The sequence below is a fragment of the Pseudomonas sp. PSPC2-3 genome (assembly GCF_049898265.1).
Taxonomy (GTDB): Bacteria; Pseudomonadota; Gammaproteobacteria; order Pseudomonadales; family Pseudomonadaceae; genus Aquipseudomonas; species Aquipseudomonas veronii.
In genome coordinates this window covers 333,851-358,357 of record NZ_JAFCXJ010000004.1, presented here as the reverse complement: position 1 = coordinate 358,357, position 24,507 = coordinate 333,851, and the positions used below count along the sequence as shown (strand labels likewise).

The window sequence follows — 24,507 nt, the reverse complement described above, 5'->3', positions numbered from 1 at the left end:
CGGGTTCCCCATCAGGGCCTAGTTGGGCCCTGGTTTCAGAGGGAGTGCGGTGACCTTACCGTTGGCAACCGCCTTCAGCTGAATCATCTCGAATATTAGTCGCTGGTTAACCGAAGCCAGCCGAGCTACCTCCGCTAAAAGCTGATCATTCTCTGCACGGAGCACCCTGTTCTTTTCTTTCTCGCTCATCAACGCTTGATGCTTAGAGTCTCGCTGGGCTCGCACCGACTTGCCAACGATGTTGCGAATCCTTTCCGCTATGCTTGGGTAAGTGTTATGGATGAGTCCCGGAGTCACACCTGCGGCACGGGCAACGGATGTGATGGAAAGCTTTCCGTCACCAGCAATGAGATCGTCGACGACCTTGTTGAGCGCGGCGAGTGTCTTCGACCTGGAGCGAATAGGAGAGTCAGGGCCCACCGCCTGTCTAGTCATTTGCCGCCTCCTCCATTTCCTCAACTGGAGAAAGGCCAAGGCTGGTAATTACATCTAGTGCAACCTGCAAGTCGCGTTCTGCGCGCTGCCTAACAGCCGGGCCTGCATCCTCAATTTTTATCAGCTCTCGCTGTTGAATGTAGATGTCCTGCCAAGTGCTGGCGAAGACTTCATCGATCACCGAATTTTTGCACCCTGGACACCGTGTGGCTTCGTATAGACCAGCACCTCCGCAGCCCCGCTCTGTGGCGATGCACCAGCCGTGTCCAGTCGCACGAATGTTGGCATGTGGGGCGGTCTGGGCAAGCAAAGCAGCTCTATCCTTGATTGGAATTGCCCGCAATTCCACAATCTTTTCGCCAGCGCCCCCTGCCAGTGGCTGATCATCGAGCCATGATTCGATCAGGTCAATTTTAAACTCTGTCATCTGCTGGAAGATCTCATCAAAGAGAGTCAGGTCTTGCTGCGGATTGGATGCATAGAGTTGGGTCATACTCATGCTGCTGTGTTTGAACTGCCATTTGAGGTAGATCAATGAAGTGCGGCCCATACGGGATTCTACAAAGCATCTTGCATATGTTCGCCTGCATTGATGCGTCCTCAACGGCCAATCGCTTCCAGCGGCTTTAGCTATACGGTCAAACGCAGCATTGGATGCTTGCCCGCTGAGAGCCTCAACATGATGGCTTTCCTGAACTTTCCCTCCTTGTGTGTTTCGTCCCAAAAATAGTTTATTCGCGTCTTTTCGGGCTTTTTCGAGCCTAAGGAGATGTTCAGTTGAATACGAAAAATCCCGATTGCTTGCAAGCTGTCTAATCTCTTCATCCAGCTCTTTTCTGATGGGTGCTGAATATTTTGCCAAAAGACTTAAAGCTTCAATCGTTAGTTCTGGCACAAGATATTCGACTTGGCCTTTACCTGTCTTGTGCTCGACTGTGGTCACCCAGCAAAAATTAATTCCATTTCTTAACTCTTTGCGCCAAGCGCCAACCTCAATTCCAATTGCCTCGTCATTGCGCATGCCGCTAGTGATTGAAACTATATACAGAACAGCATCTCTGCAACGAATTGCCATCCGTTCATCACTAGGATGATATCCAATACCATTGACTGCCAATTCGGCCTTCATCTCCCGGACAATGCTTTCGCAATAGTTGAAAATCCTAGATTGTTCATCATGAGGAATGATATCTGTTCGCCCGACGTTTTTAGTGGCAGCACCCAACCCTTTTACATTCGCGACCCCACAAATCCGCCACAATGTCGAATTACCCCAAGGATAACTCTGAATGGGGAACATCGTGTCGACAGAAAACACCCAAAGAAAATCAATAACCCGTAATCGCCCATACAGCGGGAGAGGCCTTAACTTCAATTCATATTTGCAATGATGAACGTAATTGCTGACATGGATCGGACGGACATCTGCAAAGCTTGAAACTCCTAGATTGTTTAACCAGCGAACAAAAGGCATCACGCTGACGACGGCGAAAGTAGTAATGCCCCGTGCGATAGGAGGTTTGGATCTAGGCATTCCTCTTTTAAACCAAGCATAAGCAACAGCTTTGCAGTCATCAATAAGCGCCCGAGGCATGCCCATATCCCAGTTGATGAATTTATAAGAATGAGCAATATTGGCCTGATCAAAAAACGGGCGAAGATCCCACTGTGCATCGCCAAACCTGCTAAGAACGAAGGTTTCTCCATCTTCATTAACGATAGCGCTGATCACGATTGCATCCCGCTCTGCGGGACTTAGACCATTCGCTGAAACTGGCTGTGCGATGAGGACATCATATGCCTTTAACACCGCATTCGTGGTTCTTATGCTCAAATTTCGCCGCCCAATTTTTTCTTCATGAACTCGATTTTTTTAGCCCAGAACAAGTGCGGAGATGACTCAGCCTGAGCCCTTGCTTGCGAAACCAATGCAAGATCAAACTTCTGGGTGAAATCATCTATCAATCGAATATAGTCAAACTGACGCTTGCGCCATGCGCCCCACTCGTCCGTGAGAAAGTATTCGACTTCTGCATACAAGAATTGTTGGTAGCTGAACAGCCGGTATAAGTCCTCCAAGGTGCCTACAATTGCATAGCTAGGGCAACCGAGGCAGTGGATGAATTCAGAACAATGATTGACGCCATCCTTTGGTGCCAGACTACCGTAAAGGCTATCTTTGCAGCCGCCTGGTGGGGTTGGTATAACGTTTATGCCACGTAGTTTGTCCGGAAAAGCCTCCCCAACAAATGTCGCCCCGTCGACCTTGATCTCATCGTTGATTTTCAAATAGTGATTATCGGCGACACCAGGGGTATGACCCATAACGGAGGAAACTTCTATAATGTCGCCACCGCTCAGTTTCCACAAACGGCTTTCCATAGTCTTTCGCAGCCGACTAAGCGTGACATTTAGCCGATTGCCTTGATCATCCTGAAGCGCATGACGCTCACAAATGCTTTTTGCCGTGACATATAAAGCACCGGGTGTAAGGGTAACGATGTCGTTCGAGCGGCCAGGCTGGCCCGAGCGATATAACCACACACATGAAGATATTTCATCAGGTGCCAGTGCTACGAGTGGCTTAGAAATCTCCAGCGCCTTATTGAGGACTGCCACCCCATCCAGGGGAATAGCACTGTACTCATCTAGCAGATTAGTCTGACGGATTGTTTTGCTCTGTGCGCCTTTACCTCGACGTTTGACGGTAGTAATCAACCTGAGATTAGGAATAAATGGGTGAGGCTGTAGGGCATCCCTTTTCATCTCCAAGAGCGGCGTAGTATTGATTCCAGACCTTGCCGCAGTAATTAGTAGCAATACAGCCATCGCCTCCGCGCCATTTCCAAGGAATGTACCCTTATGGATGGCAATAAGATCTGACTTCAAAGCGCCAATCAGCCTTTGCATTTCACCCAAGGTGAGCGGATCTGCATCTTTAGTGCTCTGCGAATTATTAGGAAATGGATTGAGGGGCAAAAGATCGTCAAGATTAACTTCAATAAATCCATATTCAGCCAAAACAACAACTAACGACTTGAAGCTAGTATAGTAATTCTTGGCTGTCGAGCCGTTAGGGTATTTTAGCCTCAGCCAAGAGATGTATCGATCCAAGTGGCTTTTGGTAAGACTGTTTGGCGTTGCAGGTGGCGACTTGACCGAACCTCCACTCAAGAAATTTATAAAAAATCTCAGCCCGTTCGTAGAGTAACCAATCAAGGTCGTCACTGAGAAGTTTCCTCCTTGTAGCAAAGCTTTGATAACGTGAAGACTTTGAATTGCCCAAGCGTCGAAGCCCAAGCCTAAATATTTCGTATGATCGAGTTGCCTGTGGTTTCTCGGGTTTCTCGGCAGGTCAATCTTGATATCATCTTCGACAGCCTCGAATCCTTTTGTAACCGACCGCATAACCGCCTTGTAGCTTTTTTGCCGAGCCAATGGTGCTACCTCAAATACGCGAAACCGAATCAGTCATAAACATCATGTCAATTTCGTCCTCGTGAGCAAGGACGGATTGGGCTTCAAGCTGGTTTATGAGATGCAAATAGATCATAGTTGTTTGCACATCTGAATGCCCCAGCCTATCTCGGACATACAACAATGGCTCACCTTCAAACTCTTTGCTTTTTCGAAGAGCAAGCAAGGTATAAGTCCCATAGGTGTGGCGTAGCATGTGGGCCCGAACATAGAAACCGCACTTTCTTTCATAGGACTTCATAACGTCCACTACGGAATCTTTTGAATAATGCCTGCCTTCATTAGTCAGCAGCAGCGCGGTAACACGTCCATCACCATTGGACTTACGAACCTCTCGTTGGTGAAGGGAGTAAGACCACATGCTCTCCATCAACGACCATGGCACGTCGATAGTTCTAGGCCGGTCGTACTTGATATGCATGTCTGAAGGATCAAGAGCAACACTGATCATTTGCCTTGGGCGCAGTCCCTTCTTCAACCTGGGGTTGAACACATATTTGAGAGGAAAAGACCTCGCTTCACAGGAGCGAAGGCCGGTACGCACCATGAGGTGGAACAATATCTGGTGGCTTGGATCGGTATCCAGGGCAAGGCATACCTTGACTTGATCCTTGGTCAGGAATTTGGTCAAGCGCTTTCGGTCGCGAACCATCACCGAAACTTTCGTGCTCTCGGCTCCGGGCAGAGCGATATGACTGAGAAGACCGGAATGTTGGGCAACTCTTACCCTTTTCTCACCGAAGGGCAGCACAGTTATCAGGTTGCGCTGCTTAGCCCATCGGTAGAACCTCACGATCAAGGCCAGACGATTGTTCACCGTGCCGGGATCAAGTGCTAATTCTCCGCTCGACCAATCCCTGTACCTCGACAGAGCACTCAGACCGTGAGCCGGGCTTTCCTCGTCCCAGCCCAATCCATTGGCTTCCAGGAAGGCAAAGTAATCGTACAGACGCCGTCCATAGGCTTCCCAAGTCAAATCGCTTAGGGCCTCACCTGACTCGATAAGCGTGTGCCAAAGGAAGGATTGAGCTGGCTCGACTGGCCATCCCTCTGACCCAATCAGCAACGGAAAGCCTTCAAAGGATCGACCTGCTAATGCTAGGTCTTTTGTTGCGAATACCAGCCTCATGCCGCTGCCCTAAAACACTTCCAATGGATTGCCTTATGAAGCCTGGAAACTGCTGTTCCAGAGGGGTTCAGAAGGTGGCGCGGACTCTACAGGATTTACTAACGATTCCCACCCCTCAGATCATTGTTACTGAGTACCACAATGGGCGTGCTGGCCAGATCCGGCCGAAAAACACGCTCACAGCTGGCATAGAAGCTGTTGCAATCTGCCAATGCAAAGACTGGCTGGTCTGGATGGGATGCACCTTTCACGTTCATGATGATCGCTCATGATCGCGCACGCTGTAATTGACCACACCCCAAATCACCAGATCGTCACCTTCCATCACGTATCTGGGCGGAAACTTGGGATTTTCGGCCATCAACACCACTTGGCCATCTCGATGGTGCAAACGCTTGCACACGCACTCGGCATTGAGCGCCGCAATGACGATGTCGCCATGCCGCGCCGTTTTGCTTCTGTCGACGATCACCAGGTCACCGTTGAAAATACCGGCACCCTGCATGCTGTGCCCAGAAATCTTGGCCAGGTACACGTGCGGTGCCCTGATTTCGAACAGCTCATCCAGCGATATCAACCTTTCGAGGTGATCCGCTGCCGGCGATGGAAAGCCGGCAGACACCTGGGAGGAATACAGTGGGAGTGATACACCACCACTGGCAATGGGACCAAGAAGGGTCACGCTCATATACCTGGCCTGAACAAATAACTGTATGGATACACAGTTAACTGCGCCGCGGAAGTCGCGTCAATTTGAGCCGACCAAATGCCCTCCAACCTGAATTGAGCCCTACCGAAAACCTATACCACTCGAACTCCTATTTCTTACTGCACGGAACGCGGCCATCCGGTTTCCTGTACCTGAACTCACTTTAGGTACGGTGCGATGCCCCATATCCATAAGCCTTCCCCCACGACGAAGCATTGGCTTGCTTCCATGGCCTTCACGTTCCTGTCTGCCACAGCACACGCGGAAACGTGGGTCATCACTGATCAGGCACATCCTGTGTCCGTACCTACTGGCGTGCGCATCATTCGTCTCGACGATCAGCAACGCCTCGAAGAGCTGCTGTCTCAACAGCTTCCTAACGATCAACGCCAGGCTGAAGTAACCATTCAGCGTTACTTGGCAAGTCCAGCCGGCAAACGTCTTCAAAGCGACCTGGTTCAAGCACAGCAGGGCATTACAGATGCCTGGAGTGTTGGGGTTGAAAAAATCCCCGCAGTTGTCGTCGACCGCCGCTACGTTGTGTACGGGGAGGCGGACGTGGCAAAAGCCATAGCGCAGATTGATCGAGCTAGGAGCCTGTCACGATGAGACGCTCACGCTTAGCGATCCGCCCGCTGTCACTGGCCATCGCCTTCAGCTTGTCCTGCAGCGCATCAGCGGCGATCACCTCGGCCACAATCATTGCTTCGACACTGTCGCCTACGTGCCTGGAATACAAGGTGGTCGGCATTTGCTATTGGCTCCTCTGCACGCCCTTCGGCTGCAAGGTCAAAACGTCCACCAAAGTTCGTCACTATGTGCCGGACGCTGTGGTGTCGGCCTACTCAAACACGGGAGCCAATCCGTGGATTGAGATGTCACCGCTTGGCTCTCCAAACCCTATGGCCCAAGCCGGTAATGACGGCACTACCAACCACGTCGCCGAAAACAACATGATCAAGTTCAAGGAAGCCGACGTCATTGGCCATCCAGGTGGCGCGACGTTAAGCCAGTTCGCCAGCGCTTCGGGATATGTATGCAAAGGCGCAGCGTTACCTCTTGTGCCTTACTTCCTCAGTACCCTGGACCCGATCGCCTGGCGATATGGCGTGCCCGAGGCCGTATACCCCGAAGCACTCATTCCTGGTCTGCGCGAGGTCGGTAGCCTGCTCACTGCAAGCAGCTGGGGGAATGTCTACCCCCGTAGCGGCTTCCTCAACCAGACCGATGACTACAAGACCGGTGCCGTCATTGCACAGCGTGCCGGCGACGTGGTCACCCGTTTGGGTCAAGTACATGTCTATCTGCCAATGCTTGCCATTCCCTACCCCGGCTACTGGCCTGCAGGGCCACTACGCGAAGGTGACGCCTCCACCGGCAAGTGGCAGGAACTGACCCCGGTGCTCAATCCCACCTGCGCAACCTTTCCAACCATCCCCCCCAATATCGATGCCCAGGACGGCGGATACGCCTGGGCGCTCTGGCGTCCGTATTCGTGCTGCCAACGTCGTGGCCAGACCTTCCTGGGCAGTACGGACTTCCAATGAACTTCAGTGATCGGAGCACCATATGAAACTCACCCCCTTGGCGATCTGCCTCATCTGCTGTTTTAGCAGCGCAGTAGCTCAATCTGCAGACCCAATCAATGTCTCCTCCTCTGGCAGCGTCATTGGCGACGACGTGCTCTACAACATCGGCGGGGGGAACGCCGTGACAATGGGGAGCGCCGGCAACATGGACAGTATTTCCGTCGGCGGTGGCTGGAACAACAACCTGGTCTGCGGAAACATGAGCATGAGCAACACCCTGCAAAACCAGTTGAATGGTGCCACCTCTGGGTTCCAGAACATCATGAGCTCGGTGGTGCAGAACGCCACCAGCGCCGTCGCCTCGCTGCCAGCCTTGATCCTCCAACGCGCAAATCCAGCGCTGTACAACCTCATCACGAACGGCATCTTGCAAGCTCGATTGGACTTTGACCGGTCCAAAGGCACCTGCAGGGCCATTGGCGAAAAAATGGCGGATATCGCCGGCAATCAAATGGGTTGGGGCAAGCTCGCTGAAGGTCAGGCAATGAGCCAGGCGCTGACGTCAAACACGGACGCAGTCTCGGCTGTGGAGCAGGTCGAATAGAAAGGTGGCAACGATGGCGTCACCTGGGTTGGAGGTGATCGAGCAGGCGGCTCCGGTCAGAAGCCCATTCGTATCGTGGGGGACGTTACCAAAGCAGGCTACAACCTGCTGAACAAACGTGCGGCCGGTGACACCGGCTCGATAAGCAAAGACAGCTGCAACAATGGCATGGTCTGCAATGTCTGGTCATCGCCCCAGGAAGCCACTACGTTCGCCAATCGTGTGCTGGGAGAACAGCAACAACAAACCTGTGACAGTTGCCCTAAAACGGTGACAGCAGCGGGTGTAGGCCTCACACCACTGATCCAGGAAACCTACGACACCAAGCTTAAGGCACTGCAGGAGCTGCTGACTGGAAGCAAAAGTTTATCGGTCGAAAACCTAGAAGCCGCAAGCAGCAACTCTCTGCCCATCACCCGTGGTGTTGTGGCGGCTCTCAAGGATGAGCGAGATCAAGACGTACTCGCTCGCAGACTTGCCTCCGAAGTCGCGCTGTCGGATGTACTGGAGAAAGCCTTGACCCTTCAACGTACCCTGATGGCAGGTAGCCGAGAACCAAACGTCGCGGCTAACGACCTAGCCGTTCAGGCAGTCGGTCAGCAGAGCTCGTCGCTGCAACAGGAAATCAGCAACCTGAAAATGGAGCTGGACATGCGTCAGCAGCTCGCGAAGAACTCACCACTGACCATCATTGAACGCGGCAAAGCTCGGGCCGAAGACTCACGCGGCGTGTTTCCAGGCGATCCAGAAACGGATCGCCTGAATCAGTTGCAATCACCTGCCAAAAGCAAATAGTGAGGTGTAGGCCATGACTGATATTCAAGATCCTGCCGCCGCCCCCAACCGCTCGCTGACTCGACGAGTCGGGCGGGGCATTCTCGTTGTTCTAGGCACTCTGCTAGCCGCTACAGCACTCGTGGTATTACTCAACGCCGTATTGATGAGCATGTTCGACAGTGCTGAGCAATGGCAAGCATGGCGTGTCGACAACTACTGGACGCTGCTCACCTGGCGACTGATGCTTTATATCGCATTGACGGTTGCCTGGCTCAAGCTCAAGGCTCGTTTGCCGCAATCGAGGCGCAAAGGCTTGCTGAAGATCGAGGTCATGGTGGCTTTATTGTTTGCCATGGTTGAGATGAGCAAAGTGCTGTATCAGGGAGGAGGTGTCCAGTGACGCTCTACACCAATGACTATCTGGAGTACTACCTCACCCTGGTGGGCTGGATCATCAACAACGGCATCTGGGACATGATTTCAGATACCGGCCTGTTCGCCCTGCCCTTCTGCATAATCGTGATTCGAGAATGGCTCAAGGTCCGTGGCGAAGGGGCTGATGAGGGTAACAAAGGCGTGCTTTCACTGGCCCGGATCGAGACCAACATCTACGTTGGGTACGTCGTCGTCGCATTCTTCGCAGTCCCGGCCGTCAATGTGAGCTTCGATACTTTGGCGTTCGATCAAAGTAGAGCCCAGCAATGCCAGTACAACTTACCCAAACCAGCTGACACCGGCTGGAACACGACATTCAGCTCTCTGGCTGGAAAGAGTGCGCAGATGCCCATGTGGTGGGCTTTCATGCATGCGCTGTCAAAAGGGTTAACCAACGGAGCAGTCGCAGCCATCCCTTGTGGGACCGACCTGCGACAAGTCCGCATGGAGGTGAACAACACCAAGATCAACAACCCACTGCTGGCCCAGGAAATCGGCGACTTCACCCACGACTGTTACGGGCCTTCACGCGCCCGTCTCTTCATGCGTCAACCAGACATGGGCACTAAAGCCAATGATCCCCAGTTCCTGCAGGACCTTAGTTGGATCGGCTCCCACTTCTTGCTGAACACCTCGGGCTACTACGACACGGACTACTCCAAAACACCCAGAACATCCTGGCCATACAACGCTTCGCGTGATGTGGGGTTGCCACAGGTGAGCGGAGGTGGAGGATATCCAACCTGTAAACAATGGTGGTCCGATAGCGGAGTAGGCTTACGAGATCGTATCAAAGATCAGGTATCTCCTGACCTCATGACAAAAATGCTTGGTTGGGCGAAGTGGCTGTCCCAGGACGAAGTGACCGACTCACTTGTTCGGCAACTGGTCTCGCCTTCGAACCAGGTGAAAGGGGATGTTTATACGGACTACGGTGGGCAAATTAACGGGACGGTGTGGAATGGCGCAGCCCGTGTCACCGGCACCCTAGGGGTAGCACTGGGCTCATTGGCATACTTCCCGGCTATGGACATGGTTCGTCAGGCGCTACCAATGATTATGGCGTTCTTGAAGATGGCGATGGTGATTTGCATCCCGCTGGTACTGGTAGTGGGTGCCTATCAACTGCAGGTGGCCATGACCATGACGGTGGTATTTTTTGCGCTGATCTTTGTGGACTTTTGGTTTCAACTGGCGCGGTGGGTAGACACAACTATCTTGGACGCTCTGTATGGAGCAGGCTCACCCCATTTGTCTTTTGACCCTGTCATGGGACTGAACTCAACGGTCCAGGATGCGATCCTGAACTTCGTCATGGGAGCCATGTTCATCATCCTACCCATGTTTTGGATAGGCGCACTGGGCTGGGCTGGAATAAGTGCAGGCAAGGCGCTGGAGGGGCTCACACGTGGGACGCAACCTGTTGAAAAAGCAGGTTCAGCAGGAGCAGACATTATCAAAAAAGCAATATAATAAACTCAGGAAGTTACGGATCCATTCATTCTGGATAGATCCGTAAGCGGGTTCAATACCTTAAATCACCGGGAAAAATTATCCTCATCAGAAATTTCACCCTCAACATTACCCCATGGGTCTAATGGTTGGCCGAATACGTTTCGCCCGTACGGAGCATCTCGATCCTCAGAATTGCCTATGGCACGTAGTCTGGAAAAGTCTCCTACAACCAAAGCCAGCAAGATTAGCCCAACAGTCAGCACTGCAACGAACGCGTGAGCCAACCATACCCAGGAATATACAGCTAATGCTATTAGGGCAAGACGTTTGACCCAGCGTAAAGTGCGGTTCTCGCTGCACCAAACGATGCGCACCGCACGACCAAGGCTATAGCCCAAGCGGCTTGCAACGGTCTGTGAGGTGTAGGCGGTCATCATGCTTCTCCTAGCCCTCCTTAAACTGGAGGCGCTTTGACATTATTTATAATCCTGATTTCACGCCGCCGCAAGACCAATGGATAAACGGATGCGCCGTCATGCGTTCGCGGACGCCCTACTCCTGCCCACCGCCAAATGGCCCAAAAGGGTAAATGGTCTCTAAAAGCGAATGGAATGGTTCACAAGGGTAAAAGCCCTACCCGAAAGGGCTTGCTACGCAAAAAGGTCATCGCCCTCACCTGCAGTTAGTCGCAACTCCTGGAGCGACACTCAATAAAAAAGGGTTCGGAACCTAGTCGTGCAACTGTTCTGCGCAGGCGAAGTCACCTAAAGCGTCACACTGATGGCGTAACGCCTCTCGAAATACCCTAATGCAGCCGGTGACCTTTTCCCATTGAAGTAAACCCACCAGATAGCGGAAAAGCCAGTCCATGATTCATTGATGGAGCTGGTGATGTTCTCATTTTTCCGCCGCAGCAAACCTTTACCTGCTGCAGCCTCTTCACCAAACGGTTTTCTGAAACCTGCCCAGGGACAGGATCTGCTGGCGACCCCACGGCGTCAAAAATTGCTGGAGAACATCTGGCAGCGTGCTTCGTTATCACGCTCACAGTTTGTGGAGCTCTATCGGCGCCCACTGGAGCGCTACGCAGAGTTGGTCCAGCAGCTCCCTGCCTCGCAGAACCACCACCATGCACACCCAGGCGGCATGCTTGATCACGGCTTAGAGATCGTCGCCTATGCGCTTAAGATTCGACAGACCTACCTCCTACCCATAGGTGCACCACCGGAGTCTCAATCGGCCCAGGCCGAAGCATGGACTGCCGCAGCCGCTTATGGCGCTCTGATTCACGACCTCGGCAAGATTGCCGTCGACGTACACATCGAACTTGAGGGAGGTAAAACCTGGCACCCATGGCATGGCCCAATCAATCGCCCTTATCGCTTTCGCTATGTGAAAGGACGCAACTACCAATTGCACGGAGCCGCTGCCGCACTGATCTACGCGCAGATCCTTTCCTCGGAAATCCTAGACTGGCTCAGCGGCTTCCCCGAAGCCTGGTCGCAACTGATCTTTGTGCTGGCCGGCCAGTATGAGCACGCCGGCATATTGGGCGAGATTGTGGTCAAGGCCGACCAAGCCTCTGTCGCGCAGGAACTCGGCGGTAACCCTGCTCGTGCGTTGTCAGCGCCAAAACAATCCTTGCAACGTCAACTGGCGGACGGTTTGCGCCACCTGGTGCGTGACACGTTCAAACTGAATCAGCCTGATGGCCCCTCAGATGGGTGGCTGACACAAGAGGCTCTATGGCTCGTCAGCAAACCGATTGCCGATCAACTACGCGCTTACTTGCTGACCCAAGGCGTTGAAGGTGTACCCAGCTCGAACGCGCCCTTCTTCAACATGCTCCAGGACCAAGGTGTTATCCAGACCAATGCCCAGGATAAGGCCATCTGGAAAGCAACAATCGACAACGGTCGTGGCTGGCGAAATACCTTCACCCTGCTCAAGCTTTCACCCTCACTGATTTGGAGTGATCCCAACGAACGGCCCACCGTTTACGCAGGCACCCTTGAGGTTGAGGCTGGCAATGCAGTGGATGAGCTGGCGGCGCAAAGTCCCAGCGCTGCTCCAGTGAAAAGCTCACCTCAAGCGGCTGAAGCTAACGCTGCACCAGCGCCATTAACGCCGGCACCAACGGCATCCGCTGATACACCACAACGCCCTTCGGATGATCGCGCTGAATTTGACGCGCTACTGGCACTTCTAAATAATGTCAATGAGCCACTAGAAGACACCCAAAGCAGTTCCATTTCACCAATACAGAGCGCGTCGTCGAAACCCTATGATAGCGAGCCCCTCCACTCTCCTAACCCAGAAGGCGTGCCTGCAGCAACTGATAAAGAAGTCATTGCAATGCCCAGTAACACCGAGCTCGGCCAGGGATTTGTTGAATGGCTTAAACAAGGGATCGCATCTCGGAAAATCATTATTAACGACACCAAAGCACTGGTACATACCGTAGCGGGGACCGCTATGTTGGTGACGCCAGGAATATTCAAGCGCTACGTCCTTGAGTTCCCCCATATTGAACAGCAAGCCAAAGCACAGCAAGTCAACGCTTGGCAGTTGGTTCAACGAAGTTTCGAGAAGCAAAAACTTCATCGAAAAACCCTGAAGAGCCTGAACATCTGGAACTGCGACGTAATCGGCCCTCGCAAATCAAAACAGCTGAAGGGTTACTTACTATTGGACCCCCTCACCATTTTCTCAGAAGTACCTCTCGATAACGCAAGCCTTTCTTTAAAATTAGAATCAATGGAGTCCCAACAATGACCACCGCCTTGCAACTCACGGAGGAATATATCTTTGCGCGTGACCTTCGGCCAGCATCTACAAAGACTTATCTGTCCTCAGCCAAAGCGATGCTCGCACATTTCGGGGCCACCCCAATCGAACAGATTGACCATCGGTCGATCCTCTCGTGGCGAAAGGAGTTTCTGGCAAATGGTAAGGCTAAACGCAGTTGGAATACTTATTCGAGCCACCTACGTACTGTATGGAAATATGCGTTAAAACACGAAATGCTTATACATACGACGGTCAACCCATTCAAAGAAACCTGTGTAACTCCCCCAAAACGCCCTAGCAAAATACTCGATGCAAATTTAATTCAAAGATCTAGGAATTGGCTCGAAACGCTAGAGGCAGAAGAACGCTGCACAAATGAGCGCAGCCAAGTAACACCTGCTTGGTTTTGGCTTGCTGTGTTCGAGGTTTTCTACTACACCGGCATACGACTCAATGCTTTATTGCATTTGCGCTACAAAGACGTCGATCTTGATAAGCAGATGATTCTAATCCGTGGTGAAACAGAAAAAACACATCGAGAGTTCTCTGTGCCCATCATGGAAGGTCTTGCGCCCCACCTAAAACTAATTATGGATAAAGCGAAGCGCGCTGGCTTCACCTCAGATGACCAATTGTTCAACGTAAACCGTTTTTCAATGCATTACCGTGGGCGAGTAATGACGTCGGATCAGGTCGAAGCAATGTACCGTAAGCTAACCCAAAAATTTGGAGCCCGAATTACCCCCCATCGTTTTCGTCATACCTTAGCCACAGATCTGATGAAAGAACCAGATCGCAATATCCATCTCACGAAAAATCTCCTGAATCATTCAAACATCGCGACGACGATGAGCTATGTCGAGGTCGACTACAGCCACATGCGCACGGTCTTGCATGAGCGTAGCGTGATGCAAGGGGCATTAAAGCGTATCCGGCGCGAAGACTCGAGCGGAGCGTCACCACGATCATATGGGACGGTCAGAAGACTAGATAGACCAACTGTGAAGCTGCCCTCTTCCAAAGCCTTGGAAGAAATAGCTATAGCCATGGAACTGTCGACGAATCCAACGCTTAAGCAAGCTTTGAATCACGTAGCTAATTGCTTTGGTGAAATACAGGAACCTCAGAGCGCTCAGGAACATCCGCCTGGAGAAATGAATACCCTAGCTGCTCTCATGTCTTCTGCAATCAGAAGGCCAAGCATGGCATCAGGGTATTCGAGCGCTGCATTAGCGAGACCAACCAAATTATCACCATGACTAACGATCAGGGTTAAGCGCGCCGACGGAGCAGCAGCGCCCTACCGCTTACAAGCACGTATCGAGCATGCCAACGTCGCGTTAGTAGAGGCATCTGCGCGCAAAAAATATGAACGCACAAAAAAAAGGCAAAAAAAAGACGCCTAAATGGCGTCTTTTTTAGCGGAAATGGTCGGGGTAGGGGGATTCGAACTCCCGACATCCTGCTCCCAAAGCAGGCGCGCTACCGGACTGCGCTATACCCCGGCATGTGCAACGAAAAGCCGTTGCACATTGACATCATGCGACAACAAAACTACTGTTTGCCGCAGACGGCTGCATGTCGATCGAGTAGATACTGCTCAACTCCGCCCTACTTAACACACATCCGCTTTGAAAATGGTGGGTCGTGTGGGATTCGAACCTACGACCAATTGGTTAAAAGCCAACTGCTCTACCAACTGAGCTAACGACCCGCTGTGTTGTGGCGCGTATAATACTGATTTCTAAGGATTATTCAACACCTTATTTTAAATAAATCAAAAATAACGCGTTGGGTCCGTAATTCCGGCCATTTTGAAGCCTTCTGCACGCAGTCGGCAGCTGTCGCATTTCCCACAAGCACGGCCGTCATCGTCTGCCTGATAGCAGGAAACAGTCAGCGAATAATCGACGCCAAGCCCTACGCCAGCCTTCACGATATCGGCCTTGCTGAGGTTTTGCAGCGGCGCCAGGATACGGAAGCCCTGCCCCTCTACCCCGGCCTTGGTCGCCAGGTTGGCCATGCGTTCGAACGACTCGATGAACTCTGGGCGGCAATCCGGGTAGCCGGAATAATCCACTGCGTTGACGCCGATGAAGATATCGCGGGCATTCAGCACTTCCGCCCAGCCAAGGGCCAGGGACAGGAACACGGTGTTGCGCGCCGGGACGTAGGTGATCGGGATGCCTTCGCTGGGTGCTTCCGGCACGTCGATGCTGCTGTCGGTGAGCGCCGAGCCGCCGATGCCGTTGAGATTCAGGCCAATGACCTTGTGCTCGGCCACACCCATGTCGCGGGCGACGCGGGCAGCGGCGTTCAGCTCGGCGCGATGGCGCTGGCCGTAGTCGAAGCTCATGGTGTAGCAGGTGTAGCCTTCAGCCTGCGCCATGGCCACCACCGTGGCGGAGTCGAGGCCGCCGGACAGCAGGATTACCGCACGTTTTTGATCAATCGGTTGTTCAGTCATTTCAGCGTCCTGGCTCGTCGTTCCAAAGGTATTTATGCAGTTGCAGTTGCAGACGGACCGGTAGGTTATCAGCCACCACCCAGTCGGCCAGGTCGCGTGCGTTCAGGTCGTGATGGCTTGGAGAGAACAGCACCTCGCCCGCGCGGCGGTCCAGGCCGTACTGGATCAGCTTGGAGCTCGCCCAGTCGTAATCGTCGCGGGAACAGATCACGAACTTGACCTGGTCGTTGGCCGTCAGCAGGTCCAGGTTCTCGTAGAGGTTGCGATGTGCCTCTTTGGAACCGGGGGTCTTGAGATCGACCACTCGGCTTACACGCGGGTCCACCGCGGAAATATCCAGGGCGCCGCTGGTTTCCAGGGACACCTCGTAACCGGCGTCACACAGCTGCTTGAGCAAAGGGATGGCGTTGGGTTGCGCCAGCGGCTCACCGCCGGTCACGCAGACGTAGCGCGGCCGGTAACCGGCAACCTGTTCAAGGATGTCTTCAAGGGTTCGCACGGTGCCGCCACTGAAGGCGTAGGCGCTGTCACAGTACTGGCAACGCAGGGGGCAACCGGTCAGGCGCACAAATACTGTGGGCAGGCCGGCCGTTCGCGTTTCACCCTGTAACGAGTAAAAAACTTCGGTGATGCGTAATGTGTCTTGCATAGTCGCCACGGGCGTAACAGCTAAACAGGCTGTCCGCCTCCGTCAGGCACTTCAAGGAATTCCGCCAACGCGTAAACCCCAGGAAGCGTGTTTCATAAAAGGGCGTGGATTCTAACGAAAAAACCCGCGCCAGGCGCGGGTTTCTTCTAAACGGACAGCATCGCTTACAAGCGCTGCAGGTCGCGTTGAGCCAACTGGGCAGCGGAAGTCCCCGGATACTGGGCAACGACCTGCTGCAGAATGCCTTTGACCTTGTCGGTGTGACCCAGGCGGCGTTCTACGTCAGCGAGTTTGTACAGCGAATCCGGCACCTTGGCATGCTTGGGGTACAGCTGGCTGACCTTGGCAAATGCCTGGCCCGCCCCCTGCAGATCACCCTTTGCCAGGTTTACCTCACCCAGCCAGTACTGGGCGTTGCCCGCGTACTGACTGTTTGGGTAACGACCGAGGAATGCGGTGAAGGCCTTGCTGGCCTTGTCGAAATCCTTGGCCTTGATCAGGTCGAAGGCTGCATCGTAATACAGTTTTTCCTTCGCCGGATCACCCGGTTCGCTGCTGGCGGCAGGGGCTGCGGCGGCGGCCCCTGCTGCTGCACCACCGGCGGCGGCACTTGGCGCGCCACCGGCAGAAGAATTATCAGGAGTAGCGGCAGGTGTAACGCCGGCTCCTATGCGTCGATCAAGATCCTGGTATCGCTCCAGGCCTTCTTGCTTCAGCTGGTTCACTTGATTCTGCAGAACTTCAATGGCGCCTTGCTGCTGCGACAATTGATCCTGCATGCGTTGCAACTGGTTGAACAGTTCGCCCTGTGCCGAGGGAGCGGACGTAGCCGCCCCCCCAGCATAGGCGCCGTTCGTGCCATAACCTGCTGGCGGATAACTGCTCCCGCTATTGTTATAGCCTGAGTTGCTATCTTCCACAGGAACCGCAGCCCACACCGCAAGCGGCGCGAGGCTGAGAGCCAATACAGTTAGAGCACGACGGCACGTTCGCATGACGAATTACTTACGCAGTTCGACGCGACGGTTTTGAGCCCAGGACTGCTCGTCGTGGCCAGTAGCAACTGGACGCTCTTTACCGTAGGAAACCAGTTCCAGTTGGCCTGGAGCAACACCTTGCAGTACCAGATAGCGCTGAACGGCTTTCGCACGACGCTCGCCCAGTGCCATGTTGTACTCGCGAGTACCACGTTCGTCGGTGTTACCTTCCAGAACAACGCGAGCGCCGTTAGCTTTCAGGTCCTTCGCGTGAACGTCCAGAGCGCGCATGGCTTCTGGTTTCAGGTCCGAACTGTCGTATTCGAAGTAGAAAGTGGTGATTGCGCGCAGAGCAGCTTCTTCGCTCAGGGAGCCGTCAACTGCACCAGTGTTGGCGCCATAACCAGCGTTTGGATCAACAGCTGCGCCTTCACCGGCATTGTCGCCGCCTTTAGACGAGCAACCAACGGCTACGGACAGAGCCAGAGCCAGAGCAGCAAACTTACCAAACTTCAGCATTTCCATCGTGAAACTCCTAATGAACCCCAGTGTGTTAAGCAAATCATGTAGCGCCGCGTCAGTTCAGGTAAGGGGACCAGGATGGTTCTCTGACTTCGCCTTGTGCGGTAGGAAGCGGGAGCCTTACGCGTCCATTAATGGACACGAGCATCAAGACTCCCCGGCCCTGCTGGCGGGTGGCGTAGATTACCATGGTGCCGTTGGGCGCAACAGTGGCTGACTCATCTAGGTTGGTATCTGTAAGGATTTTTACGGTTCCGCGCTGCAAATCCTGGGCCGCAACCCGGAAATTAGTGAAACCATCCTGACGGTGAATCATCACCAACGTCTTTTCATCAGCCGAAAGCTTAGGGTTGGCGTTGTAGTTACCAATAAAGGTCACGCGTTCCGCGCCACCGCCACCCACGCTCGTTTTATAAATTTGAGGCTTGCCGCCACGGTCGGAGGTGAAATAGATGGTCGAACCATCTTTACCCCAGAACGGTTCGGTGTTGATACCAGGACCGCTGGTCACGCGGCTGATCTGGCGCGAAGCCATGTTCATCACGTAGATATCCGGGTTGCCGTCCTTGGACAGCACGAAAGCCAGGCGCGAACCATCCGGCGACCAGGCTGGCGCACCGTTGAGGCCTTCGAAGTTGGTGATCTGCTCACGACGGCCAGTGTCGATGTGCTGGACGAAGATGCGCGGACGCTTCTGCTCGAAGGACACGTAGGCAATGCGCTTGCCGTCCGGCGCGAAGCGCGGCGACAGGATCGGTTCACGCGATTGCAGCAAGGTCACAGCGCGCGCGCCGTCATAGTCGGAACGCTGCAGCGTGTAGCGCGTGTTGTCTACGGAGAAACGCTCGGCCGTTACATACAGCAGACGTGTCGAGAAAGCCCCTTTGATACCGGTGAGCTTTTCAAACGACTGGTCCGAGATGTAGTGGGCCATGTCGCGCAGTTGTTCGGCGGTGCCCGATACGCTGCCGGTCAAGACCTGCTGCTCGGTCGCCACGTTGAACAAGGCGTACTGGATCTGCAGGCGACCGCCGGCCGGCACGATGCTGCCGACCATCAGGTACTGGGCACCCACGGCTTTCCAGTCGCGGAAGATGACTTCGCTGGCCTGGGTCGGCTGGCTGATCATGTTGCCTTTGGGAATCGGCGCGTAGTAACCGGAGTTGCGCAGGTCGTCGCTGACGATCTGGGCCATGTCGTCCGGCAACACGCTGCCGCCCTGCCAGCCGAACGGTACAACGGCGATCGGGGTGGCCCGATCGCTACCGCTGGTGACCAGGATGTTCTTTTCATCCGCCGCCGCTATCCCTGCCATACAGCAAATAACGACAAGCATTCCTCGAAGAAGGTTTCTCACAAGGCTAAATCCTCAGGTGTGAATGTCATCTTGAATGAACGATAGGGAGCGAAGTCGCTTGGTTTCATTCCCTGCATCTCGGTCAACCGGCCAATATTCTTGACCGCCGCGACCGCCGAACTGTCGAACGAACCGTCACCACTGGACTTGGCCACGCTGACCGAAGTCACCGTACCGTCCGGCAACATGCCGATCTGCAGCACTACTGTCATGCCTTTGCGTGCCGAAGGCGGACGTGTCCAGCCTTCTGCTGCCCGCGCCCGAATCAGGTCGTCGAAACTGCCCGCGACTTCATCGCCACGTTCATCGGCCAAGGCTTGCTGACGCTGCGGCGTGTCGGAGAGCAAATCTGCCAAGGCCTGGGCCTTTTTCTCTTCGGCGGATTTACGCGCTGCTTCCTGGGCCTTTTTCTTGGTGGCATCGGCGGCAGCTTTCTTCTTCGCGTCGTCGGCGATTTTCTTCTTCGCCTCGTCTGCTTCAGCTTTTTTCTTGGCGTCTTCGGCGGCTTTCTTCTTCGCGTCTTCGACTATCTTTTTCTTGGCGTCTTCAGCGGCCTTTTTCTTGGCCTCTTCTTCGGCAGCTTTTTTGGCTTCTTCTTCAGATTTCTTCTTGGCTATATCAGCCAATTGTTTCTCTTCGGCTTTTTTAGCTTCGGCAGCTTTCTCGGCTTTCTTGGCTTCATCAGCCTTTTTCGCCTCGTCAGCCTTCTTCGCTTCGTCAGCCTTTTTCGATTCCTCGGCCTTTTGAGCCGCCTCTTCTTTCTTTTGTTCCGCAGCAGCCTTCACTGCTTCCTGCTCGACCTTCTTCTGTTCCATCTGCTCGACTTCAGTCTGGCGCGCAGCCGACTTCTGGGCCTCACCCGCAATCTTCTGATTGGTCTGGGTAGTGGCCTGACTTTTCGATTTCAGCTGATACAGGGTCGCCTGCACGATCGGCTTGGCTGGCGGCAGGTCCGGGGTCATGGCAAAGCTGACGAACAGCATGCCAAACACCAGGACGTGCAGGGCAATTGCCCAGACGCTAGGCCAGAAGTAGCTTTCCGAGGCGGACGGCTCTCGCTGTTGGTGCATCAGGGCGCCTCGGTAATCAAGCCAACGTTACCGACGCCGGCCTTCTGCAGCCCGCCCATGGCGCCCATGACGGAACCGTAGTCGACCGACTTGTCGCCGCGGATGAACACCTGGGTGTGCTTGCCGCCTTCGTTGCCGGAGCGAATGATCTTGGTCACCGCATCGGTCATCGCCGGCAAGGTCAGGGCCTTGTCCTGTTGTTTCTGCGTATCGACTTCACTGCCAAGGTTCCAGTAGTAGGTCTTGTCAGCCTTGATCGAAATCGTCAGCACCTGGGTGTTGTTGTCCTGGGGCAAGGCTTCGCTGGAAACCTTGGGCAGATCAACCTTCACACCCTGGTTGAGCATCGGCGCGGTCACCATGAAGATCACCAGCAGCACCAGCATCACGTCGATGTAAGGCACTACGTTCATCTCGGCGACCGGCTTGCGCTTGGTTCGTGCTCGAGTGATTAAAGCCATCGGGGAGTACCTGCTTATTCTTCGCTGGTGTGCACTTTACGGTGCAGGATCGCCTGGAATTCGTCGGCGAAGGTGTAGTAACGGCTGATCAGGGTCTCACCGCGCGCGGCGAAGCGGTTGTAGGCGATAACCGCCGGGATCGCAGCGAACAGGCCGATCGCGGTGGCGACCAGGGCTTCGGCGATACCCGGGGCCACGGTGGCCAGGGTCGCTTGCTGGGCCTGGGCCAGGCCACGGAAGGAGTTCATGATCCCCCACACGGTACCGAACAGGCCGATGTACGGGCTGACGGAACCCACGGTGGCGAGGAACGGCAGGCTCTGCTCCAGCTTCTCTTCTTCGCGGGAGATGGCCACGCGCATGGCACGGGCCACGCCTTCCATGACCGCTTCCGGATCGACGCCCGGCTGCTGGCGCAGGCGCGAGAACTCCTTGAAGCCGGCACGGAAGATCTGCTCGACGCCCGAATCCGGGTCAGGGTTGCTACCGGCCTGGCGATACAGTTTGGACAGGTCGATACCCGACCAGAAGCGCTCTTCGAAGCTCTCCAGGGCACGTCGACCGGCACGCAGCAGGTTGCTGCGCTGAAAAATCATGACCCAGGATGTAACCGATGCGGCTAACAGGATCAGCATCACCAGTTGAACCACAACACTGGCATTACTGACCAGGCTCCACATGGAGGAATGGTCGACGACGGTAGGTTCCACGCTAAATCTCCTGCTTTGATTGTTTACCCGCGCCGCTCACGGCGGCAAAGGCCGCACGTAGAGTTTCGGGAATGGCCCGAGGTTTCAAACTATTGGGGCGCACACACGCCACCAGGAACTGCCCCTCACAGAGCAGCGTTGCATCCGCAGCCCGCCTGACCTGCTGTTTAAAGCGCAGGCTGACACGGTTCAATTCGATTACTTCAGCGCTGACCAGCAGCTCATCGTCCAATCGCGCCGGCGCGTAATAACGCGCCTCGCTGGAATGCACGACAAACAACAGGTCCTCCCCTGCCAGCTGGGATTGGGCAAAGCCCAGCTCCCGTAGCCGCTCGGTTCGAGCCCGCTCCATGAACTTGAGGTAATTGACGTAATACACGATGCCGCCAGCATCGGTGTCCTCGTAATAAACGCGACAGCGATGTGCGAACGACTGATCCCCGTTTTGCGCGCGCATACTCTAGTGCTTACTCCTCAGGTTGCCAATCCGGCTGGGCAACTGTTTTTTCATTCTATGAAACATTTCTAACGACTGAATGACGACGCCAGCCACTAGGACAGCACAAACCTTGAATAAATCGACCCGAGTGACCTTTTTAATCGTCCACTGCATCGAGGAATTCGTCTAGCACGGGCATCTCGCCCAATCGTGACGGAATGTTTAGCCCAAAGTGCAAATAGGCATGGCGGGTAACCACCCGGCCCCTTGGTGTACGCATGATGTAGCCCTGCTGGATCAGGTACGGCTCCAGCACGTCCTCAATGGTATGGCGCTCTTCACTGATGGCCGCTGCCAGGCTGTCCACGCCCACCGGGCCACCGTCGAATTTCTCGATCATGGTCAACAGTAGCCGCCGGTCCTGGTGATCGAAGCCGTGTTCATCCACGTCCAGCAGGTTCAACGCCAGGTCGGCCACGGCCTTGGTGATATGGCCCTTGGCTCGCACTTCGGCAAAATCGCGCACGCGTCGCAGCAAGCGGTTGGCGATCCGTGGCGTACCCCGCGCCCGCCGGGCGATTTCAAACGCGCCTTCGGGGTCCAGGGGCAAGCCGAGAATGCCGGCCGAACGGCTGACGATGGTCGCCAGGTCTGCGGTGCTATAGAACTCTAGACGTTGGACGATGCCGAAACGGTCTCGCAACGGGTTGGTCAGCATGCCCGCGCGCGTGGTCGCGCCCACCAGGGTGAACGGCGGCAGGTCGAGCTTGATCGAGCGGGCCGCGGGGCCTTCACCGATCATGATGTCGAGCTGGAAGTCTTCCATCGCCGGGTACAGCACTTCCTCGACGATGGGCGACAGGCGGTGGATTTCGTCGATGAACAGCACGTCGTGCGGTTCGAGGTTGGTCAGCAGCGCCGCGAGGTCGCCCGGACGCTCCAGCACCGGGCCGGAGGTGGACTTGATCGACACCCCCATTTCCTGGGCGATGATGTTGGCCAGGGTGGTTTTACCCAACCCCGGCGGGCCGAAGATCAAGGTGTGGTCCAGGGATTCACTGCGCCCACGCGCAGCCTGGATGAACAACTCCATCTGCTCGCGCACGGTGGGCTGGCCGATGTAGTCGGCCAGGCTCAGGGGGCGGATGGCGCGGTCCTGGACTTCTTCACGGTCACGGGGGCCGGTGGCCGCGATCAGACGATCAGCTTCAATCACTTAAATCATTCCCTTCAGGGCTCGGCGGATCATGTCTTCGCTGCTCAGGTTCTTGTCCTTGATGGCCGACACCGCTTTGCTGGCTTCCTGCGGCTTGTAGCCCAGGGAAATCAGCGCGCTGACCGCATCGCTTTCGGCACTGGCCACCTGGGCCGCCGGCTGGTTCGGCTGGTTCGGCACCAGGGCGAACATGCTCGGCACGACTTCCCAGGCTTTGAAACGGTCCTTGAGCTCCACCAGCAGGCGTTCGGCGGTTTTCTTGCCGACCCCCGGCACCTTGGTCAGCGCCGAGGTGTCCTGGGCCGACACCGCGCGTACCAGTTCATCCACTTCCAGGCTCGACATCAGCGCCAGGGCCAGTTTCGGCCCTACGCCATTGAGGCGAATCAATTCGCGGAAGAAGTCCCGGTCACGCTTGCCAATGAAGCCATAGAGCAGTTGCGCATCTTCGCGCACCACAAGGTGAGTATGCAGGGTCAATGGCTCGCCAACCGACGGAAGGCGATACAGGGTGGTCATGGGCACTTCCAGCTCATACCCCAGCCCGTTGACATCCAGAATCAGGTGCGGCGGCTGTTTCTCAGCCAGGGTGCCGCGCAAGCGTCCAATCACGGTTCAGATCCTTAAAGCTTGGGGGTCAGATCGAGGCCTGACCGCAAATAACGATTGCGCCGATGCTATCAGAGACGCAGCCGCCCGCCACGACTACGTGCCGCCCCCAGGCCGTGAGGCAGCAGGCTGGAACGGGTATGCGCGTGGCAAATGGCGATGGCCAGGGCGTCGGAGGCGTCGATCTGCGGCTTGGAGGTGAGTTTGAGCATGTGCATGACCATCATCTGCACCTGCTCTTTATTGGCCGCGCCGGTGCCGACCACGGCCTGCTTGACCTGGGTGGCGGTGTACTCGGCGATTTCCATGGCCTCCTCGGCACCGGCGACGATGGCGGCGCCACGGGCCTGGCCGAGCTTGAGAGCCGAGTCGGCGTTTTTGGCCATGAACACCTTTTCGATCCCCATGGTCACCGGCTTGTAGGTCTGGATCACTTCACGCACGCCGCGATAGACGATCTGCAGGCGCTCGGCCAACTCGCCCGCACCGGTGCGGATGCAGCCCGAGGCGACATACACGCAGCCGCGCGGGGTGTGTTGCACCACACCAAAACCGGTGATGCGCGAACCGGGGTCGATACCTAGAATTAAAGTCATAACGCCTGCAGGTCGGGTAAACACAATTTTTGATACAGGTAAAATCCAATGTGGGAGGGGGCTTGCTCCCGATTACGGTGGTTCAGTCGATTCA

24 protein-coding genes, 2 tRNA genes and 2 pseudogenes are annotated in these 24,507 nt (G+C 55.0%); 7 read left to right on the top strand and 21 right to left on the bottom strand.

Features of this window, described 5'->3' with window-relative positions; genetic code table 11:
• Positions 1 to 18 precede the first annotated feature (18 nt).
• The 6 genes and pseudogenes from ACP7E3_RS11645 to ACP7E3_RS11620 all read right to left on the bottom strand — a co-directional run bounded on the left by ACP7E3_RS11645 (position 19) and on the right by ACP7E3_RS11620 (position 5,729).
• Positions 19 to 435 (bottom strand): TetR family transcriptional regulator, encoded by a 417-nt coding sequence (locus tag ACP7E3_RS11645; protein WP_079384160.1) that lies wholly within the window; start codon positions 433 to 435, stop codon positions 19 to 21.
• Positions 428 to 2,167, bottom strand: a complete 1,740-nt coding sequence (locus ACP7E3_RS11640) for a tyrosine-type recombinase/integrase (protein ID WP_223271185.1) — start codon at positions 2,165 to 2,167, stop codon at positions 428 to 430. Before ACP7E3_RS11640 ends, ACP7E3_RS11645 begins: the two co-directional genes overlap by 8 nt.
• Positions 2,168 to 2,265: 98 nt before the next feature.
• The gene (locus tag ACP7E3_RS11635) at positions 2,266 to 3,873 is read right to left on the bottom strand and encodes a hypothetical protein (RefSeq protein WP_070087031.1); all 1,608 of its coding nucleotides are present in this window, start codon (positions 3,871 to 3,873) and stop codon (positions 2,266 to 2,268) included.
• Between the two features lie 10 nt (positions 3,874 to 3,883).
• A complete protein-coding gene (locus tag ACP7E3_RS11630) occupies positions 3,884 to 5,041 on the bottom strand; it encodes a tyrosine-type recombinase/integrase (protein WP_028692960.1) in 1,158 nt (385 codons plus the stop codon).
• Between the two features lie 119 nt (positions 5,042 to 5,160).
• Positions 5,161 to 5,298, bottom strand: a pseudogene (locus ACP7E3_RS11625) (hypothetical protein); the annotation flags it as partial.
• Complete coding sequence (locus tag ACP7E3_RS11620) at positions 5,295 to 5,729, bottom strand: LexA family protein (protein ID WP_044275361.1); 435 nt, start codon at positions 5,727 to 5,729, stop codon at positions 5,295 to 5,297. The gene ACP7E3_RS11620 and the pseudogene ACP7E3_RS11625, both read right to left, overlap by 4 nt.
• 249 nt (positions 5,730 to 5,978) lie before the next feature.
• Here ACP7E3_RS11620 and ACP7E3_RS11615 point away from each other — a divergent pair, with 249 nt between their 5' ends.
• The 5 genes and pseudogenes from ACP7E3_RS11615 (at position 5,979) to ACP7E3_RS11595 (ending at position 10,568) form a co-directional block, all read left to right on the top strand.
• Positions 5,979 to 6,359: a TIGR03757 family integrating conjugative element protein gene (locus ACP7E3_RS11615; protein WP_056791637.1), complete on the top strand. Its 381-nt coding sequence runs from the start codon at positions 5,979 to 5,981 to the stop codon at positions 6,357 to 6,359.
• Positions 6,356 to 7,297 carry a TIGR03756 family integrating conjugative element protein gene (locus ACP7E3_RS11610; RefSeq protein WP_056791179.1) on the top strand — a complete coding sequence of 314 codons (942 nt, stop codon included), beginning with the start codon at positions 6,356 to 6,358 and terminating at the stop codon, positions 7,295 to 7,297. The genes ACP7E3_RS11615 and ACP7E3_RS11610 overlap by 4 nt, the downstream gene beginning before the upstream one ends.
• A 22-nt stretch (positions 7,298 to 7,319) precedes the next feature.
• Positions 7,320 to 8,678 (top strand): annotated as a pseudogene (locus ACP7E3_RS11605) (integrating conjugative element protein).
• 13 nt (positions 8,679 to 8,691) lie between these two features.
• A complete protein-coding gene (locus ACP7E3_RS11600) occupies positions 8,692 to 9,060 on the top strand; it encodes a hypothetical protein (protein WP_056791174.1) in 369 nt (122 codons plus the stop codon).
• Positions 9,057 to 10,568, top strand: coding sequence for a conjugal transfer protein TraG N-terminal domain-containing protein (locus ACP7E3_RS11595; protein WP_056791171.1), 1,512 nt, complete (start codon positions 9,057 to 9,059; stop codon positions 10,566 to 10,568). Before ACP7E3_RS11600 ends, ACP7E3_RS11595 begins: the two co-directional genes overlap by 4 nt.
• A gap of 65 nt (positions 10,569 to 10,633) precedes the next feature.
• Here ACP7E3_RS11595 and ACP7E3_RS11590 read toward each other — a convergent pair whose 3' ends face one another.
• A complete protein-coding gene (locus ACP7E3_RS11590) occupies positions 10,634 to 10,987 on the bottom strand; it encodes a hypothetical protein (protein ID WP_102643151.1) in 354 nt (117 codons plus the stop codon).
• A gap of 454 nt (positions 10,988 to 11,441) precedes the next feature.
• On the opposite strand from ACP7E3_RS11590, the gene mobH reads away from it, so the two are divergent.
• Together mobH and ACP7E3_RS11580 are read left to right on the top strand one after the other, a co-directional pair.
• Positions 11,442 to 13,325 carry a MobH family relaxase gene (mobH, locus tag ACP7E3_RS11585; RefSeq protein WP_102643157.1) on the top strand — a complete coding sequence of 628 codons (1,884 nt, stop codon included), beginning with the start codon at positions 11,442 to 11,444 and terminating at the stop codon, positions 13,323 to 13,325.
• Positions 13,322 to 14,599 (top strand): site-specific integrase, encoded by a 1,278-nt coding sequence (locus tag ACP7E3_RS11580; protein WP_056791165.1) that lies wholly within the window; start codon positions 13,322 to 13,324, stop codon positions 14,597 to 14,599. Before mobH ends, ACP7E3_RS11580 begins: the two co-directional genes overlap by 4 nt.
• Before the next feature lie 169 nt (positions 14,600 to 14,768).
• Here ACP7E3_RS11580 and ACP7E3_RS11575 read toward each other — a convergent pair.
• The 14 genes from ACP7E3_RS11575 to ruvC all read right to left on the bottom strand — a co-directional run bounded on the left by ACP7E3_RS11575 (position 14,769) and on the right by ruvC (position 24,413).
• A tRNA-Pro gene (locus ACP7E3_RS11575) sits at positions 14,769 to 14,845 on the bottom strand.
• A 133-nt stretch (positions 14,846 to 14,978) separates the two neighbouring features.
• A tRNA-Lys gene (locus tag ACP7E3_RS11570) sits at positions 14,979 to 15,054 on the bottom strand.
• A 63-nt stretch (positions 15,055 to 15,117) separates the two neighbouring features.
• Positions 15,118 to 15,792 (bottom strand): 7-cyano-7-deazaguanine synthase QueC, encoded by a 675-nt coding sequence (gene queC, locus ACP7E3_RS11565; protein ID WP_162231531.1) that lies wholly within the window; start codon positions 15,790 to 15,792, stop codon positions 15,118 to 15,120.
• Between the two features lie 16 nt (positions 15,793 to 15,808).
• Positions 15,809 to 16,456: a 7-carboxy-7-deazaguanine synthase QueE gene (gene queE, locus ACP7E3_RS11560; RefSeq protein ID WP_017847133.1), complete on the bottom strand. Its 648-nt coding sequence runs from the start codon at positions 16,454 to 16,456 to the stop codon at positions 15,809 to 15,811.
• Between the two features lie 164 nt (positions 16,457 to 16,620).
• On the bottom strand, positions 16,621 to 17,451 hold the full coding sequence (gene ybgF, locus ACP7E3_RS11555; RefSeq protein WP_046382258.1) for a tol-pal system protein YbgF: 831 nt from the start codon (positions 17,449 to 17,451) through the stop codon (positions 16,621 to 16,623).
• Positions 17,452 to 17,457: 6 nt separating this feature from the next.
• Positions 17,458 to 17,958 carry a peptidoglycan-associated lipoprotein Pal gene (pal, locus tag ACP7E3_RS11550; RefSeq protein WP_003209827.1) on the bottom strand — a complete coding sequence of 167 codons (501 nt, stop codon included), beginning with the start codon at positions 17,956 to 17,958 and terminating at the stop codon, positions 17,458 to 17,460.
• A gap of 52 nt (positions 17,959 to 18,010) precedes the next feature.
• Positions 18,011 to 19,291, bottom strand: a complete 1,281-nt coding sequence (tolB, locus tag ACP7E3_RS11545) for a Tol-Pal system beta propeller repeat protein TolB (RefSeq protein WP_046382256.1) — start codon at positions 19,289 to 19,291, stop codon at positions 18,011 to 18,013.
• 17 nt (positions 19,292 to 19,308) lie between these two features.
• Positions 19,309 to 20,382 carry a cell envelope integrity protein TolA gene (gene tolA, locus ACP7E3_RS11540; protein ID WP_017847130.1) on the bottom strand — a complete coding sequence of 358 codons (1,074 nt, stop codon included), beginning with the start codon at positions 20,380 to 20,382 and terminating at the stop codon, positions 19,309 to 19,311.
• The gene (gene tolR / locus ACP7E3_RS11535) at positions 20,382 to 20,834 is read right to left on the bottom strand and encodes a protein TolR (RefSeq protein ID WP_160384999.1); all 453 of its coding nucleotides are present in this window, start codon (positions 20,832 to 20,834) and stop codon (positions 20,382 to 20,384) included. The genes tolA and tolR overlap by 1 nt, the downstream gene beginning before the upstream one ends.
• A 23-nt stretch (positions 20,835 to 20,857) precedes the next feature.
• Complete coding sequence (gene tolQ / locus ACP7E3_RS11530) at positions 20,858 to 21,553, bottom strand: protein TolQ (protein ID WP_017847129.1); 696 nt, start codon at positions 21,551 to 21,553, stop codon at positions 20,858 to 20,860.
• 1 nt (position 21,554) lies between these two features.
• Positions 21,555 to 22,010 carry a tol-pal system-associated acyl-CoA thioesterase gene (ybgC, locus tag ACP7E3_RS11525; RefSeq protein WP_046382255.1) on the bottom strand — a complete coding sequence of 152 codons (456 nt, stop codon included), beginning with the start codon at positions 22,008 to 22,010 and terminating at the stop codon, positions 21,555 to 21,557.
• Between the two features lie 139 nt (positions 22,011 to 22,149).
• Positions 22,150 to 23,208, bottom strand: coding sequence for a Holliday junction branch migration DNA helicase RuvB (gene ruvB, locus ACP7E3_RS11520; RefSeq protein ID WP_017847127.1), 1,059 nt, complete (start codon positions 23,206 to 23,208; stop codon positions 22,150 to 22,152).
• On the bottom strand, positions 23,209 to 23,820 hold the full coding sequence (ruvA, locus tag ACP7E3_RS11515) for a Holliday junction branch migration protein RuvA (protein ID WP_017847126.1): 612 nt from the start codon (positions 23,818 to 23,820) through the stop codon (positions 23,209 to 23,211).
• Between the two features lie 68 nt (positions 23,821 to 23,888).
• A complete protein-coding gene (gene ruvC / locus ACP7E3_RS11510; RefSeq protein ID WP_017847125.1) occupies positions 23,889 to 24,413 on the bottom strand; it encodes a crossover junction endodeoxyribonuclease RuvC in 525 nt (174 codons plus the stop codon).
• Positions 24,414 to 24,507 lie beyond the last annotated feature (94 nt).

Bases quoted from the DNA above. Each gene is read 5' to 3' on its own strand.
- ACP7E3_RS11645 (WP_079384160.1), bottom strand. From the start codon at position 435: ATGACTAGACAGGCGGTGGGCCCTGACTCTCCTATTCGCTCCAGGTCG.
- ACP7E3_RS11630 (WP_028692960.1), bottom strand. From the start codon at position 5,041: ATGAGGCTGGTATTCGCAACAAAAGACCTAGCATTAGCAGGTCGATCC.
- ACP7E3_RS11620 (WP_044275361.1), bottom strand. From the start codon at position 5,729: ATGAGCGTGACCCTTCTTGGTCCCATTGCCAGTGGTGGTGTATCACTC.
- ACP7E3_RS11615 (WP_056791637.1), top strand. From the start codon at position 5,979: ATGGCCTTCACGTTCCTGTCTGCCACAGCACACGCGGAAACGTGGGTC.
- ACP7E3_RS11610 (WP_056791179.1), top strand. From the start codon at position 6,356: ATGAGACGCTCACGCTTAGCGATCCGCCCGCTGTCACTGGCCATCGCC.
- ACP7E3_RS11600 (WP_056791174.1), top strand. From the start codon at position 8,692: ATGACTGATATTCAAGATCCTGCCGCCGCCCCCAACCGCTCGCTGACT.
- ACP7E3_RS11590 (WP_102643151.1), bottom strand. From the start codon at position 10,987: ATGATGACCGCCTACACCTCACAGACCGTTGCAAGCCGCTTGGGCTAT.
- mobH (WP_102643157.1), top strand. From the start codon at position 11,442: ATGTTCTCATTTTTCCGCCGCAGCAAACCTTTACCTGCTGCAGCCTCT.
- ACP7E3_RS11580 (WP_056791165.1), top strand. From the start codon at position 13,322: ATGACCACCGCCTTGCAACTCACGGAGGAATATATCTTTGCGCGTGAC.
- queE (WP_017847133.1), bottom strand. From the start codon at position 16,456: ATGCAAGACACATTACGCATCACCGAAGTTTTTTACTCGTTACAGGGT.
- ybgF (WP_046382258.1), bottom strand. From the start codon at position 17,451: ATGCGAACGTGCCGTCGTGCTCTAACTGTATTGGCTCTCAGCCTCGCG.
- pal (WP_003209827.1), bottom strand. From the start codon at position 17,958: ATGGAAATGCTGAAGTTTGGTAAGTTTGCTGCTCTGGCTCTGGCTCTG.
- tolB (WP_046382256.1), bottom strand. From the start codon at position 19,291: ATGCTTGTCGTTATTTGCTGTATGGCAGGGATAGCGGCGGCGGATGAA.
- tolA (WP_017847130.1), bottom strand. From the start codon at position 20,382: ATGCACCAACAGCGAGAGCCGTCCGCCTCGGAAAGCTACTTCTGGCCT.
- ybgC (WP_046382255.1), bottom strand. From the start codon at position 22,010: ATGCGCGCGCAAAACGGGGATCAGTCGTTCGCACATCGCTGTCGCGTT.
- ruvC (WP_017847125.1), bottom strand. From the start codon at position 24,413: ATGACTTTAATTCTAGGTATCGACCCCGGTTCGCGCATCACCGGTTTT.